This is a genomic window from Vibrio sp. A1-b2, assembly GCF_021726015.1.
GTDB lineage: Bacteria > Pseudomonadota > Gammaproteobacteria > Enterobacterales > Vibrionaceae > Vibrio > Vibrio diazotrophicus.
The window spans coordinates 417,620-431,649 of sequence record NZ_JAKKCI010000003.1; the positions used below are offsets into that span (position 1 = coordinate 417,620).

The 14,030-nt window shown below is 46.3% G+C and carries 14 protein-coding genes; 2 read left to right on the forward strand and 12 right to left on the reverse strand.

Annotated features, from left to right (window positions below):
• Nucleotides 1-8: 8 nt before the first annotated feature.
• The 6 genes from L3V23_RS09455 to L3V23_RS09480 all read right to left on the reverse strand — a co-directional run bounded on the left by L3V23_RS09455 (nt 9) and on the right by L3V23_RS09480 (nt 5,515).
• Nucleotides 9-470 (reverse strand): nitrogen fixation protein NifZ, encoded by a 462-nt coding sequence (locus L3V23_RS09455; protein ID WP_237292251.1) that lies wholly within the window; start codon nt 468-470, stop codon nt 9-11.
• Between the two features lie 11 nt (nt 471-481).
• Nucleotides 482-775 carry a nitrogenase-stabilizing/protective protein NifW gene (locus L3V23_RS09460; protein WP_102965110.1) on the reverse strand — a complete coding sequence of 98 codons (294 nt, stop codon included), beginning with the start codon at nt 773-775 and terminating at the stop codon, nt 482-484.
• Nucleotides 776-785: 10 nt separating this feature from the next.
• The gene (nifV, locus tag L3V23_RS09465; protein ID WP_102965109.1) at nt 786-1,937 is read right to left on the reverse strand and encodes a homocitrate synthase; all 1,152 of its coding nucleotides are present in this window, start codon (nt 1,935-1,937) and stop codon (nt 786-788) included.
• Nucleotides 1,938-2,010: 73 nt separating this feature from the next.
• Nucleotides 2,011-3,246: a cysteine desulfurase NifS gene (gene nifS, locus L3V23_RS09470; protein WP_237292252.1), complete on the reverse strand. Its 1,236-nt coding sequence runs from the start codon at nt 3,244-3,246 to the stop codon at nt 2,011-2,013.
• On the reverse strand, nt 3,239-4,174 hold the full coding sequence (gene nifU / locus L3V23_RS09475) for a Fe-S cluster assembly protein NifU (protein ID WP_102962330.1): 936 nt from the start codon (nt 4,172-4,174) through the stop codon (nt 3,239-3,241). The genes nifS and nifU overlap by 8 nt, the downstream gene beginning before the upstream one ends.
• Before the next feature lie 432 nt (nt 4,175-4,606).
• The gene (locus tag L3V23_RS09480) at nt 4,607-5,515 is read right to left on the reverse strand and encodes an aldo/keto reductase family oxidoreductase (protein WP_042479447.1); all 909 of its coding nucleotides are present in this window, start codon (nt 5,513-5,515) and stop codon (nt 4,607-4,609) included.
• A 94-nt stretch (nt 5,516-5,609) separates the two neighbouring features.
• Between L3V23_RS09480 and L3V23_RS09485 the strand changes: the two genes are divergently transcribed.
• Complete coding sequence (locus L3V23_RS09485) at nt 5,610-6,023, forward strand: transcriptional regulator (protein WP_042479449.1); 414 nt, start codon at nt 5,610-5,612, stop codon at nt 6,021-6,023.
• On the opposite strand, the gene L3V23_RS09490 is transcribed toward L3V23_RS09485, so the two are convergent.
• Nucleotides 6,007-6,540 (reverse strand): hypothetical protein, encoded by a 534-nt coding sequence (locus L3V23_RS09490; RefSeq protein WP_237292253.1) that lies wholly within the window; start codon nt 6,538-6,540, stop codon nt 6,007-6,009. The two genes, L3V23_RS09485 and L3V23_RS09490, sit on opposite strands and share 17 nt — an antisense overlap.
• A gap of 205 nt (nt 6,541-6,745) precedes the next feature.
• Between L3V23_RS09490 and L3V23_RS09495 the strand changes: the two genes are divergently transcribed.
• Nucleotides 6,746-8,812 (forward strand): alpha-amylase, encoded by a 2,067-nt coding sequence (locus L3V23_RS09495; RefSeq protein WP_237292254.1) that lies wholly within the window; start codon nt 6,746-6,748, stop codon nt 8,810-8,812.
• A gap of 70 nt (nt 8,813-8,882) precedes the next feature.
• Here L3V23_RS09495 and L3V23_RS09500 read toward each other — a convergent pair whose 3' ends face one another.
• The 5 genes from L3V23_RS09500 to L3V23_RS09520 all read right to left on the reverse strand — a co-directional run bounded on the left by L3V23_RS09500 (nt 8,883) and on the right by L3V23_RS09520 (nt 13,957).
• Entirely contained in the window at nt 8,883-10,307 is a 1,425-nt protein-coding gene (locus tag L3V23_RS09500; protein WP_237292255.1) for an ATP-binding cassette domain-containing protein, read from the reverse strand.
• Complete coding sequence (locus tag L3V23_RS09505) at nt 10,304-11,110, reverse strand: ABC transporter permease (protein WP_237292256.1); 807 nt, start codon at nt 11,108-11,110, stop codon at nt 10,304-10,306. Before L3V23_RS09505 ends, L3V23_RS09500 begins: the two co-directional genes overlap by 4 nt.
• Nucleotide 11,111: 1 nt before the next feature.
• Nucleotides 11,112-12,047 carry an ABC transporter permease gene (locus tag L3V23_RS09510; RefSeq protein ID WP_237292257.1) on the reverse strand — a complete coding sequence of 312 codons (936 nt, stop codon included), beginning with the start codon at nt 12,045-12,047 and terminating at the stop codon, nt 11,112-11,114.
• A 5-nt stretch (nt 12,048-12,052) separates the two neighbouring features.
• Nucleotides 12,053-13,576 (reverse strand): ABC transporter substrate-binding protein, encoded by a 1,524-nt coding sequence (locus L3V23_RS09515; RefSeq protein ID WP_102965101.1) that lies wholly within the window; start codon nt 13,574-13,576, stop codon nt 12,053-12,055.
• A gap of 114 nt (nt 13,577-13,690) precedes the next feature.
• A complete protein-coding gene (locus L3V23_RS09520; protein ID WP_102965311.1) occupies nt 13,691-13,957 on the reverse strand; it encodes a hypothetical protein in 267 nt (88 codons plus the stop codon).
• Nucleotides 13,958-14,030 lie beyond the last annotated feature (73 nt).

Genomic DNA, 14,030 nt, shown 5'->3' on the forward strand with positions numbered 1-14,030 from the left:
CTCCCTAATTAAGCGACAGGCTCCAGCCGGGTTGAATCGAGTTTGACTAAGTGAGCACCAAATTTAACTTCGAAACTCACAGTGCCATCGTCTAAGTCTCGATAGACTCGGTGAACCTCAATCACATCGCCCTTATTGGCTAATGGTTCACCAAACATACGCAGGCTACAAGTCAGTTTGGCTTTGTCTAATGAGCGAAAAAGACATGGAACCCAAGCCAATTCAGCATCGATCACTTCGCTATCTCGTACTCCGATCACCCGATTTTGCGTGGGAATAAATACCTGATAGATCACCTGAGTTTGCAAAAAATATCCGTAACGTCGAACAATGCCGACGCTTCCTGCTTCCACTAACAAATCCCCTTTAGCAAAGTCCTGAAAGCTGCCGTCATTACGGATATTACGCACAATTCTGACTTCGCTTCCTGGCGCAAAACGTACAGTGTCGGAGCCGTAATCCATATCCATTTCGTTCACTCCTATTCACCAGATTCAGTACAATCGGAGGCACAACTCGCGCAACCACCGGCCGAGATAATAGGCTCATGCCCCAAGCTTATTTGCTTATATGCTAAGCGAAGCGACTTTTGATAAGTGGCGTAATCAGCTATTGGTTTGCAAACCAATAGCTTCTGAAACAAGCGCAGTAGTGGTATATGTTTTTTCTCCACCAGCTCAGGGTCGTAATCCACAACGAAGTAGTCGAGAAAATCTTCTGCGGTTTCCAACAACGCCAGTTGCTCGGTGAAATCACTCTCTAACTCTAAATACATACCTGTAGCCCTACGCGATTTGCTGGTGATGAATGGCAAACTCAAGCAGATCGTCAGTGGTCGGAACGCTTTTACGCCGCTCAGACCAAACACGAAGCTGCTGCTTTATCTGCTCGCACTGCGACTCAGTGAGCACTATCCCCATATCGCGATAGATACGCATGATGGCACTGACACCAGAATGCTTGCCTAAGACAAAGTGATGTTCGCGCCCCACTAATGAAGGCGAGAAACCCTGATAGTTATTGATGTCTTTCAGCAAGCCATCAACATGAATTCCCGACTCATGGGTGAACACCACATTGCCTGTTATCGCTTTTTGCGCTGTTTGAGGTCGCCCAGAAGCCAGATGTACGTAATTGCAAATGGTCGGTAGCTGGCGCAAATCAATGTTGCTCGGTGTCTGCTGCAACACGGTAAGCGCAACGGAGATCTCCTCCAATGCAGCGTTTCCCGCACGTTCGCCTAATCCATTTACCGTAGTATTCACTGACGCAGCACCAGCACGAATGGCGGCTAAGGAGTTCGCCGTCGCTAACCCAAGATCGTTGTGCGCATGCATTTCGATCTCAAGATCCGTATGGGCATATAACTGAGTGATAACGTGGTAAGTCGAAAATGGGTCGAGGATGCCGTTAGTATCCGCAAAGCGGATTCTTCCTGCTCCGCATTTTTCCGCCACTTCTGCAACCCGATAGAGCATATCGGCGTCTGCACGCGAAGCATCCTCCATTCCCACGCAAACCTTCAAACCTGCATTTAACGCTTGGCTAATCACTCTTTCACAGCGTTCAAACAACGCTTTAGGCGTCAGATTGAGTTTGCTGCGGATCTGCTGACTTGAGACTGGAATAGAGAGATCCACCCAATTTAATCCAAGACCGGATGCGCAATGAACATCATGCTCCAGCATCCGACACCAGCCCATAGTTCGCGCAGTACTAAGAGAGTGACACACTGAACTGATGACGTATTGCTCTTCCGCTCCCATTGCGGGAATGCCCACTTCCAATTCAGGCACACCCGCCATTTCAAGCAGCATCGCAATATGCATTTTCTCTTCTATGGTGAACGCCACACCAGGTCCCTGCTCACCATCCCGAAGCGTGGTGTCATTAATAATGACTGACCTATGAATGGGTTCTGCTATCCCTGTAACCATACATGTACCATCCCTTTGCTCACTGATATTTACTCACTACAGGGAATCCTTCCCTAATCACAGCACACCTTTATCAGGCATACGTTGGAGCAAACTCTTCAACGTTACCCGCATTGGCGGCGTTATCCCAATAAGGAGACATCTGGCGTAAGCGATGCACAATCGGTGGCAGTTGCTCAAGCACATAATCGATATCGTCATCTTTGGTAAAACGAGACAGCGAGAAGCGCAAAGTGCCATGTGCTGCAGTGAATGGAATCTTCATCGCTTTCATCACGTGTGAAGGTTCTAATGAACCGGATGTACAAGCAGAGCCAGACGACGCCGCGATACCCACTTGGTTCATCATTAATAAAAGGGCTTCACCTTCGATAAACTCGACCGCAATATTGGTGGTATTGGCGACACGTTGTTTAGGATTACCGGTGACAAACGTATTCGGAATGCGCGCAAGCAAACCCTGCTCTAAGCGATCACGCAGCAGTTTGATGCGATGGAGCTCGGTATCAATAGCTTGATAAGCCAGCTCTGCCGCTTTACCCATCGCTATTGCAGATGCTGCATTTTCAGTTCCTGCTCTGCGACCACGCTCCTGATGACCGCCGCGCAGTAATGGACGAAAACGCGTACCACGACGCAAGTACAAAGCGCCAATCCCTTTTGGAGCATGGAACTTGTGACCAGAAATCGACAGCATATCAATTTCGGTTTCATGCACGTTGATCATGCGTTTACCTGCCACCTGTACCGCGTCAACATGCATTTGTGCGCCGACACTTTTCGCCATCATCGCCATTGATTCCACAGGAAACAGAGTGCCAGTTTCATTGTTTGCCCACATCATCGAAACAATCGCGACGTTTTCACTTAATGCTTGGGCATACGCTTCCAAATCGATATTGCCTTTACCGTCGACACCAATCCAATGCACCTTGTAGCCTTTACGTTCAAGGTTTTGACAAAGTTGTAAAGTAGCGGGATGTTCAACCACAGATGTTACGATTTCTCTGCGTTCGGGGTTGGCTTCCAATGCAGACAAGATAGCTGTTGTGGTCGCTTCAGTAGCACAAGAGGTAAATACCACTTCACTTGAGTGCTGCGCACCAAGAAGCTGCTGAACTTGCTCTCTGGCTATTTCCAGAGCCTGCCCCACGCGAGCACCTAAGCGGTGAATGGATGAAGGGTTGCCATAAAATTCATCAAGATAAGGAATCATGACGTCCAAGACTCGTGGGTCAATGCGAGTGGTAGCATTGTTATCTAGGTAAATAAAGTTATCTAGATAGGTCATTGGTTGGATATTAGACATTGTAAGTACCCTCTTTCTTTACCGTCATTTGTGGATCTTCTTGTACCGGAAAAACGGTATATGATTCGCCCAGCGCTCGGTTGATCTTATGTTCCACATTAGCCAGAGTGAGACCCGACAAGCCGCATCCGGTACACGCACCTGTTAATGAAACAAACACAACATAATCTTCCACATCGACTAAGCTGATATCCCCGCCATCCGCTTGTACCGCAGGGCGAACTTCTTCGATAATTTTCTCAATCAGCGCAATGATCTCAGGGCTTACTGACGCATCAACTCCAGAGTCTTTGCTTGCTTCAACCGGTTTTATGGCTGGTTTCACGCTAGATTTATTAGATAAGGCAGGGGCTTTTGCTCTTTCTGCCAAGCATTCTTCCAACACCCATTCGATCTTTTCGTGGCAAGAGGTACAAGCGCCGCCCGCTTTGGTGTAGTTGACCACTTCCTCTAGAGTGGTGAGATTATTGGCGGCGACCACGCGTTTAATCATCAGGTCATCAATCGCGAAACACTTACAAATCAGCTCACCTTCTTCATGATCATCTTCCAGTGTTTCTCCGCGATAGTTCGCGACTGCTGCATGCAATGCTTCCATCCCCATAACCGAACAGTGCATTTTTTCTGGCGGTAAGCCATCAAGAAAGTCGGCAATGTCTTTGTTAGTGATAGCTAACGCTTCATCAATGGATTTACCAATGATCATCTCAGTTAATGCAGAAGAAGAGGCGATTGCGCTGCCGCAACCAAAAGTTTGAAAACCTGCATCCTGAATAATGTCTGTTTCTGGGTCGACTTTGAGAGTCAAACTTAGAGCGTCTCCACAGCTCAGCGAACCTACATCGCCTCGTGCGTTAGCCTCTGCTACCAACTTGGCATTTCTTGGGTTAAAGAAGTGTTCTTTAACTTTCTCTGAATAATCCCACATAACCGCTCCTTCGTTTTTCCGACACCCGCTTCCATTGCGTTGGTTTGGTGCTTGACTGAAACCGTATTGTTACAACATCAACTTTTTCATAACGTCTTCATTGGCTAATCCAGTGCAATTACTAATCCAGACCACCGCCCTCGCTAACAGGTTGATTTACTATATAAATTTGAAGAAGGTCACAAAACGACCAGAGATAAAACGACAATTTGTCGCTTTGTTTGTCGGCTTCCGAACAAACAACACCGACAAAAAGCGACAAAAGACGAATCAGACAGATGAGTGAGCTAGCTGACTAATTTAAGAGGGATGAATCCAGCAAGAGTGAAGAGACAGGAGCAGTATGACCCAGAGGAGAGTTATAAAAAAAACTCCCTGCCACATTCATGACAGGGAGCGGTTTCGATTCAAAAATACTGTTTTAAGTACTTTCTATGGCACACCGTGGCCTTTAGAAGCAACCCAAACTCGGTACCATTGTTCACGAGTCAGTTCTAAGTCCAGTGCAGCCACTGCCGATTGAACACGTTCAATCTTACCTGAGCCAACAATTGCAAGTGGCTTAGAAGGTAGGCGACGAACCCAAGCGTAGATCACTTGGTCGATGCTTTCAGCACCAATCTCTTCACGCAGTTCTTCTAACACGTTACGAACACGAACAGCTTGCTCTGACTGACCTTTAAAGATTTCACCACCACCTAGACATGACCATGCCATAGGGCGGGTACGCAGCATTTGTAGCTGGTCTAATGTACCGTCATCGGCAACATTAAAGTTAAGCGGGTTAATCTCTACCTGATTGGTAACCAGTGGTTTGCCCAAACGAGATTGAAGCAGTGAAAACTGAGACGGTGTGAAGTTTGAAACGCCGAAGTGTTTCACCTTACCGACTTTGTGAAGCTCAGCAAACGCTTCTGCCACTTCATCCGCGTCAAGCAAAACATCTAAACGGTGGATCAACAAAACATCAATCTCGTTGACACCTAAGCGCTCAAGTGAGTTATTCACCGATTGGTAGATATGTGCAGAACTGGTGTCATAGTGATTAATTTTGCGTTCTGGGTGCTTGTCGCTGCGCAGTTTGATATCACACTTAGTAATGATCTGCATTTGCTCACGAAGAGATGGTTCTAAAGCCAAAGCTTCACCAAACAAGGCTTCACATTCGTAGTTACCATAAACGTCTGCGTGATCAACAGTCGTGATACCTAACTCTAGGTGCTGTTTGATAAACGTCAGGCGCTCTTGAGGAGTCATTCCCCAATCTGCCATTCGCCAATACCCTTGAACCAGTTCTGAAAAGTCTGGTCCTTGCGGGGCGATTGTCACTTTTGCAACCATAATATTACTCCTTAATCCGACGGGCTCATCCTAAGCTTGTTTATTCCTCGCCTCAACAGATAAACTATAGAAGTTCGAACTGGAGTACGAAGTTGTGACTTTTTCTACACGTTTACAAGAATTGATTGGCGAAGAAAGCATCAGCGGGTTTGCGCGACGCGTTGATCTGTCTGAAGGCCTGATAAGAAAATATCTAAAAGGTAGTGAACCTAGCTTAGCAAAGGCAAATCAGATAGCGATTCGTGCCAACTGTTCGCTGGAATGGTTAGCAACCGGCTGTGGGTATCTGTATCGCAAAGCAGAAGTGGTGGATATGGAAGCTTACTGCCTCGCACACAAGTTCGTCACCGGCGAAACCTTAAGTCAGGATAAGCAACATCAGCAGCGACAGATAATTGCGGGTTATCAGTATTTGCGGGCACATAAGAAAGCCGATGGGTATTTAGACGAGACCTCAATGGCAAACTTTCTTCAACGCCAACCTTCAGCGATTACTCCGAACGAGTAAACTGAACTTCAGCGCTTTTTCCGTCCGTGACAAGCTTTGCCATAACCTTTTCTTTCTGCCAGTGAAGGATTTTAGGAAAAGAGTGGGCATTGCGATTAATGAACAAAACTAAGGCCTTATCAACTTCTCGGGTCGACTCAGTCTTCAATTGGTCACGGATTGAAAACTGTTGCTCTCCGAGTTGGATGCTTTGCAGTTGAAAACCATCTTTACGCAAGTTCAATTGCAACAGACTCCAATCGTTGGTCGAATAAGCACCATGCAGAGTCAGCGTTTTGATACCCCCATCTTGGTCGCCTGTGACTTCCGGCCACACTCGCAAGGTATAGTAGTTAAACTCATCACCACACCAAGAGGTGATAAAGATATTTTCACTGCACTCTAACCATGTGTCGGTTTGGCGAAGTTCTTGCTGAGTGGGCCAAGGCTGCTCACCGCTGATAAATGGCTGCAAAAAGCTTGGGTGCGCAGCGAATGCTACCCCACTCCAAAACATGATCACGAACCATTTCCACATACGATTTCCTCTCTTTCCTGCCCTTAGTGTTAGCCTTTTCATCACTTTCTACAAGTGCCAGAAGAACTACGCCCCCAAATTCTCTTTTGTGAACCACTTCAAGCTCTTAAGGCGTAGGGCGAGGAATGATGTGCTTAGTCTTTAATCGATTTATCCTAAAGTCTGTTTACCTAGAGGGACTATAAGATCCCATATGGACGTGACGATGAAACTAAAAACTGTAACCCTTGCCTTATGTGCCATTATTCCAAGTGCCTTTGCGGCGCCAAACCTGACCATAGCCACGACAACCAACAGTCGTGACTACCCATTAGACAGCCAAAACCCGTTAGTAATTCCATTGACCAAAGATGACTACACACTAACAGTTACGGGTTTGGAAGGAAGCTGTCAGGCCGGTGAAACATCAAGCATCAAATTTAATACTCCTGTAGCTCTCAACTGTGCAGGAGCGACCACGCTGCCACTTAAAATTCGCTTCACCGGCGATTACGCGTTTAGCTATGACGACAAAGCACAAACGCTGACATTTGTTCGTCAGGCGAAGAAAACAGCGAACAGTGAGTTCAAACGACCGATTCCAGATGTCACCTGTGAGAAATACTCTGGCGGCGAAGTCACTGTCAAAGTCGGTGACACTTTCACAAACGGAACGCAATTAAGAGATGCTTTCAGTGGCAAGGTGGTGACAGTCAAACAAGGTGCCGTGTCATTACCCCCACAAGCGAACAGCGGCGGCTTAATCTTACTTGAGCCTGTTGAAGCCAAACCTCAGCCATTCAACTACCGTAATGCCAATATCTATTTCGTCATGGTCGACCGTTTTAACAACGGCGATACCCGTAACGACAACAGTTATGGGCGAAGAAAAGACGGTAAAGTTGAAGTCGGCACCTTTCATGGCGGTGATCTCAAAGGCGTAATTGAAAAGCTAGACTACATCAAAAGCCTAGGTACAGATGCTATTTGGCTTTCTCCGATTGTGGAACAAATCCACGGGTTTGTCGGTGGTGGAGAAAGTGGCTCATTCCCATTCTATGGCTACCACGGTTACTGGACTCGCGATTTCACTAAAATCGATGAAAACTTTGGTGTCGATGAAGATTTAAAAACACTGGTTGAAGAAGCCCATAAACGGGGCATAAAAATTCTGCTAGATGCGGTTATTAACCACTCCGGTTACGCGACACTGGCTGATTTACAAGTCGATAAAATCAACGTTGTAAACGGTTCACAGCTGCCAGCAAAATGGGCGGACTGGGCACCATCAAGTTCTGCTGGAGAGAACTGGCACAGTTTCCACCAGTTCATTGATTACAACAGCAATAACTGGAAAGACTGGTGGGGAGGCGACTGGGTCCGCACCGGACTACCGGGTTATCCGAAACCGGGCTCTGGTGATATCACCATGACGCTGGCTGGCCTACCCGATTTCCGTACTGAATCGACTGAATTTGTTAAACCACCTAAGTGGCTGCTGGAAAACGCAGGAACAAGAGTGAAGGCGCAAGATAACTTCACCGTTTCTGATTATCTGATTGAATGGCAAAGCGACTGGGTGAAACGCTTTGGAATTGATGGCTACCGTGTAGATACGGTGAAACACGTTGAAGGTGAAGTGTGGAAACGTCTGAAACAAGCCGCCAGCGATAATCTGAACCAGTGGCGCAAAGCGCATGGCAAGCAAGGCGAACCATTTTGGATGATGGGCGAAGTGTGGGGACATGGCGCTTATCGCAGCCCGTATTTTGATGACGGCTTCGATGCGCTGATTAACTTTGATGTGCAGAAGAAAATGGACAAAGGTGCAACCTGCTTTAGCCAGATGGAAAGTGTTTATCAGGCAAACGCGAAAACGCTGCAACAAGAAGCTGATTTCAACGCTGTGAGTTATATGTCTTCACACGATACCGAGCTATTTTTCAGCCGTTTCAAGTCGTTTGAAATGCAACGTAACGCAGCCAACGCCCTGTTGCTAAACCCAGGAGCTGTTCAGGTTTATTACGGAGATGAAGTCGCAAGAGACTTAGGCCCTTATGCGGATGATTTCCATCAAGGAACCCGCTCAGACATGGTTTGGAAACTCGATGCCGAGCGTGAAGCGTTGCTGAAACACTGGCAAACCGTTGGACAATTTAGGCAGCGTCACCCAGCCATTGGTGCGGGCAAACACCAAGTCATAACACAAGCGTCGTCAAAACAAGATAGCCCTTACGTATTTTCTCGTACCCTAGGAGAAGACAAAGTTATCGTTGCGTTTGTCGGTAAGTAATTACTCACAATCAAGATAGAAAAGGACAAGGGCACATCTGCGCTTGTCCTTTTTTTGGAAGAGATGAAAGCTAAGCAACACACTCCTGCAAACTTACCGCTTGAGGGGCATAATCGCTAATGTTGATGACTTTATCCGCAATCGCATTAATCAAATCAGGGTCATGGCTGACGATTAGCAAGCTGCAATTTTGCTCACGTGCTAGCTGTACCAATTGCATCGTCACTTCTTTGGCAATAATAGGATCTAAACGCGACGTCGGTTCGTCAGCAAACAAGAATACAGGCTCCATCAGCAAAGCACGTAAAATCGAGAAGCGCTGAAGCTCGCCACCGGATACCTGACTACTGTTACAAGTAAGCACCTGCTCACGCAAAGCGAGTTTTTTCATTAATGGAGCAACGCGACTGGCATCCAACTTGTGCAGTGCAATCAAGTCATCCAACATTTTTCCTAGAGTGGGATGCTGAGAAAGCGAAGTAAATGGATCTTGATATAACTTAAGCCACTTAGCTTTACCCTGAGTTTTTTGACGAACAATCTCACCCGAAGACACTTTAAGATGCCCTAAAATCGCATCACCCAAACTGCTTTTACCACAGCCACTGTCGCCAACAATGCCGACAATCTCACCTTGCTGAACGTTAAACGTCAGCGAATCAAACAACTTTTGTTTGCCGCGTTGTATTGCCAAGTTTTCTACACTCAAGATTCGCTCCTGAGCAATATATTTACTTCGGCTTTGTGCCCAATTTTTCGGTGTCGAATGAATCAGCTTTTTAGTGTATTCCTGCTGCGGATGAGCAAGCACTTGCTGTGTTTGCCCTTGCTCGACTACCTTTCCATAATGAAGAACCAGTATTTGTCCGCCTAGGCGCTGCGCAACTTCGACATCATGCGTTACCACAATCAGGCCATCGTTTTTGGTCTTATCACGCAGCATGTCGACAACATCATCACGTCGACTGACATCCAAACCCTTGGTTGGCTCGTCTACAAGAATGATGGAAGCATTGGCGGCAGTTGACACACAAATCGCCATACGTTGAGCCATACCACCTGAGAGCTGCCCTACACGCTTTTGATAAGCCTGCGCTAAACCATAACGCTCCAGCTCTTGCTGTGCCATGAGACGTGCTTGTGCCGCGGAATATCCTAGGACAAATCTCGACACTTCTGCCACTTGCTCACCCGATATCATCAAAGGATCAAGCGTCGACATTGGCTCTTGTGACAGCATTGCCATTTGTTTACCCCAGAGAGTACGGCGCTGCATCATATTCATCACCTCTCCGTGAACAGCAATCTCACCCGTGCACGATAATGCAGAATCAATACTCGCCATGATCCACTTAAGCAACAAGCTTTTACCTGACCCTGTTTGACCAAGGATCACCAGCGGTTCACCTTTATTCACCGCTAACGACACATTTTCCAAAAGAATGCGCTCACCCATTGAGATATGCAGATTCGAAACTCTCAGCAATTCACTCATCGTTTCTCTCCTGCAATCAAATGGAATGCCAATACAATTAACGCCAGCATTGTTAGAGGTTGAAGCAGTAACCACGGCGCATCACCGTAATATGGGAAAAGCTCAACAATCATTTGTCCGAGTTCACTGGTTGGCGGTTGAATACCCACATAAACAAAGCCAAGAGAAGCCATATAAAGCACAGCGTTAGCGGCACCGAATGCGGCCATAGTCAACACAGGTGAACGTAGTGTCGGCCATAAATGATGGCGAAAAATATAAACACGGCCAAAGCCCAACAACAGAGCGTTTTGAATTTCAGGACTGTTGGCAAGAGACTGAGTCAGCGAGCGACTTACACGGAAATACTCTACCCACTGTACCAGCGCAATCGCGATATAAATGGCGGTAAAAGAACCGGGTACCAACGCTGCAAACAACAGCACGAAAACCAAACCAGGCATAGCCAGAAGTATGTTGACGATAATATTGAGCCCATTGTCGAGCCAACGACCGTACCAACCTGCAATCACACCTAATATGCAGCCAATGGTACTCGCACTTAATACGCAGATGATTGCCAGACTCAGTGATAGACGCAGAGTCTCACTTAAACGGGCAAACATATTGCGACCATAGTGATCGGAACCTAACCAGTATTCGGCACTAGGTGGTGTCAAAACCGCAGACAAGTTTTGCTCTGCCGGATCGACGTTCATAGCCCAGCCAATCATCGACATCGAGATCAACACACACAGCAGCAACACACCGAAAAGGCGCGATCTGTTGCTATAGAGTTTTTTGTTATCGAAGGCTGCTAGCATGTTATTGCTCCTCCTTAATTCGCGGGTCTATCCAGTAGCACAGAAGGTCAACAATCGTATTCAACATTACAAACATCACACCTAAACAAAGCGCCGTGCCCTGAATAACAGGAATATCGCGGGCAAAAATCGCATGAGCTAAACCGTGCCCGACTCCCGGCCATGAGAACAGAGATTCGATCATTACTATCCCTTCAATCACGGTAATAAACTGGATACCGATAAACGCAACAACAGGCAGCAAAATATTGCGAACTCCGTGACGCTGAAAGGTTCGTAAAGGTGATAGCCCTTTCATCATTGAAAACTGATAAAAAGGCGCACGTAAAACCTGACGAGTTGAGCTCGCGACAATCCGGTTTGAGGTTGCAGCCAACGCTATAGCCAGAGTCAGGGTAGGCAGAATCAAATGCTGAGGTGTGTCAAAACCAGCAACGGGCAACCATTGCCAATAAAGCGCAAACATCAGAATGAAAATTAAACCAATTACAAACACAGGAAGCGCACGAACTGCGATTGAAAAAACAACAGCGACAGGCTCAAACCATTTCTGCCATTTCACACTCGCGAGACCGAGCGGGAAAGCAATCAAAACGGACAAAGCAAGTCCAGCAACTGCAAGCATTAAGGAATGGCCTAACTGATGACTGACAATATCACTGACTGGCTGACCACTGACCAAAGAGTTGCCCAAGTTAAACTGCGCAAGATCGATTAACCAAGAGAAAAAAGACGAGATCCCCGATTGGTTCAAATTCAACTCTTGGCGAATATATTCTGCCGCTTCCGCGCTAACGTTATCCTGACCGTAGCGGCTAGAGGCAATACGGAAAGCCATATCCCCCGGAAGTGAACGCATCAAAACAAACGTCAATGCGCCAACGCCAAATACCACAGCCAAAAGCTGCAAAATGCGGTTATAAATTAACTGCCCCACGAGAATCAAAACTCCAAGTCGCTAAGATAAAAATTGCGGCCAAATGGATCAAAGTGGAAACCTTTGAGACGTTTGTTCACTGAGACTTCTTCTGTGTAAGCGGAAACAGGGATCACTGGCAGTTCAGTAGCAAGAATGGTTGCCGCTCTCTGAGCTTTTTCACGATACTTGTCTGCATCTAATGTGTAGTTAAGCTGCTTAATCAACTGATTAAACTCTGGGTTGGACCAATTCATTGCGCCCCAATCCCCACCTTCCGCAGAGAAGTCATTACTTAATACCACCAGAGGGTCTGCAATCACGCCATAGTTGCGCGCAATCAATGCCACTTCTAAAGAACCATCCTGATGACCGGCGGGAATCGAACTTGAGCTTGTAATACTTACATTCAGTTTTACACCCAGCTTTTTCCACTGTGCTTGAAGCGCTGTGGCTACATTCGTCAGCTCTGGACGGTCAGCGTAGGTAATCAATGACAACTCAAACACTTTATCGTCTCGCTGCAACAAACCTTGGCTGTTTTCAGTCCAACCGAGTTCTTTAAGCATCGCTTTAGCTTTCTGAATATCAGACTCTGGGTGTGCAAAAGACTCTAAATACCAGTCGCTCATTGAGCGAGGCAACAGTTGCGCGGTTCCTGAATCTGGAGTGCCTAGCACAGCGCTAGCAATGCCTTTGCGATCAATGGCAAGGCTCAACGCCTGACGCGCTTTAACGGAATTTAGGAACGAATGAGCATTGTTCAGTTTTAAAACAAGAGTACGCGGTAAAGAGTAAGACTGAACATCGGTTTGCGGATTCATTTTTAAACGCATAATGCTGGCTGGCGGAAGCTGAAGCGCAATGTCAGCCTGACCACTTGTGGCTTGTAAAACGCGACTTTCACCGCGATGACCAGTCAGATAAGTGGCGTATTCAATACTCGCTTTCTTACCCCAATAACCATCAAATTTCTTAACAGTAATTTTGTGCGGCGGCGTAACCTCAAAAAGCGAGTATGGGCCTGTGCCAATCAAGTTCACCACTTTGCCATCTTCCGCATAAGAGGCTCGGCTTAAAATTACATTGGAATAGTTGGCAAGCACCGCAGGTAGGCTTTTGTATGCTTCAGAAAGTTCGATAACAATCTTATTTTCGCCTTGCGCTAAAATGTTTTTCACTGGCACTTTGCCTAGCGAACCATATTTGCTCAGCGCAATGTTTAAACTGTTCACCACTGTATCCGCGTTCATCAGTGAATCATCGTGGAAGCGAACGCCGTCACGCAGTGTGATTGTCCATTCAGTTAGCTCATTGTTTGGCGTCGCTTCTAACGCCAGACCTGGGAGCAAATTCCCCGAATTGTCCACATCAAAAAGCGTCTCAATGACCTGCATCCTAGTAAAAATATACCCACTTGATGATGGGTCAACGTTAGCAAATTCAAACGCCGCACTGATGGTAACTGTGTTTGATTTAGAAGGAGGAGTGTTCGCATTTGCTTGAAAAACAAACATTAATGCCAACAGTGCTGTTGTAAAAATTCTCATAATTATAACTCTACTGACTCAAAAGTGTTTTGTTATAACATAACATTAATTTGAGTTTCAATTTTAATGAGAATAATTTTCAAAACCAAATAGGAAAACGAAATGCAAAACTCGTTAATCCGTAATTTCTAGTTCTCTCTCCAACTTCTTAGATAGCTTGTTAAACAAGGTTTCCCTGCGTAGGTCGAGTATTTCCTGAATCAGTTTCTCTTTGGCTGATAAACCAAAATGCTTGGCGTAGTTTTTAATTTTCTGAATCTCTTCCGGCTCTAAACGGTAAACTTCATTCTTTAAGTAAGCTTCCGCTTCTTTCTTGATGAAGCCCTGCTGCTGCAGTAGTTCAATAATCAACACATCAAAATCGTGAGTTACTCTTGCCATCATTTCCTGCTTAATTAACCACTTAGTTCTCTGGAATTTACCCATGAGCACTATTTTTAAGACCGGCATAACC

Bases quoted from the DNA above. Each gene is read 5' to 3' on its own strand.
- L3V23_RS09460 (WP_102965110.1), bottom strand. From the start codon at position 775: ATGTATTTAGAGTTAGAGAGTGATTTCACCGAGCAACTGGCGTTGTTG.
- L3V23_RS09490 (WP_237292253.1), bottom strand. From the start codon at position 6,540: ATGTGGAAATGGTTCGTGATCATGTTTTGGAGTGGGGTAGCATTCGCT.
- L3V23_RS09455 (WP_237292251.1), bottom strand. From the start codon at position 470: ATGGATATGGATTACGGCTCCGACACTGTACGTTTTGCGCCAGGAAGC.
- L3V23_RS09520 (WP_102965311.1), bottom strand. From the start codon at position 13,957: ATGGCAAGAGTAACTCACGATTTTGATGTGTTGATTATTGAACTACTG.
- L3V23_RS09480 (WP_042479447.1), bottom strand. From the start codon at position 5,515: ATGGTTGCAAAAGTGACAATCGCCCCGCAAGGACCAGACTTTTCAGAA.
- L3V23_RS09495 (WP_237292254.1), top strand. From the start codon at position 6,746: ATGAAACTAAAAACTGTAACCCTTGCCTTATGTGCCATTATTCCAAGT.
- L3V23_RS09500 (WP_237292255.1), bottom strand. From the start codon at position 10,307: ATGAGTGAATTGCTGAGAGTTTCGAATCTGCATATCTCAATGGGTGAG.
- L3V23_RS09515 (WP_102965101.1), bottom strand. From the start codon at position 13,576: ATGAGAATTTTTACAACAGCACTGTTGGCATTAATGTTTGTTTTTCAA.
- nifV (WP_102965109.1), bottom strand. From the start codon at position 1,937: ATGGTTACAGGGATAGCAGAACCCATTCATAGGTCAGTCATTATTAAT.
- L3V23_RS09505 (WP_237292256.1), bottom strand. From the start codon at position 11,110: ATGCTAGCAGCCTTCGATAACAAAAAACTCTATAGCAACAGATCGCGC.
- nifU (WP_102962330.1), bottom strand. From the start codon at position 4,174: ATGTGGGATTATTCAGAGAAAGTTAAAGAACACTTCTTTAACCCAAGA.
- nifS (WP_237292252.1), bottom strand. From the start codon at position 3,246: ATGTCTAATATCCAACCAATGACCTATCTAGATAACTTTATTTACCTA.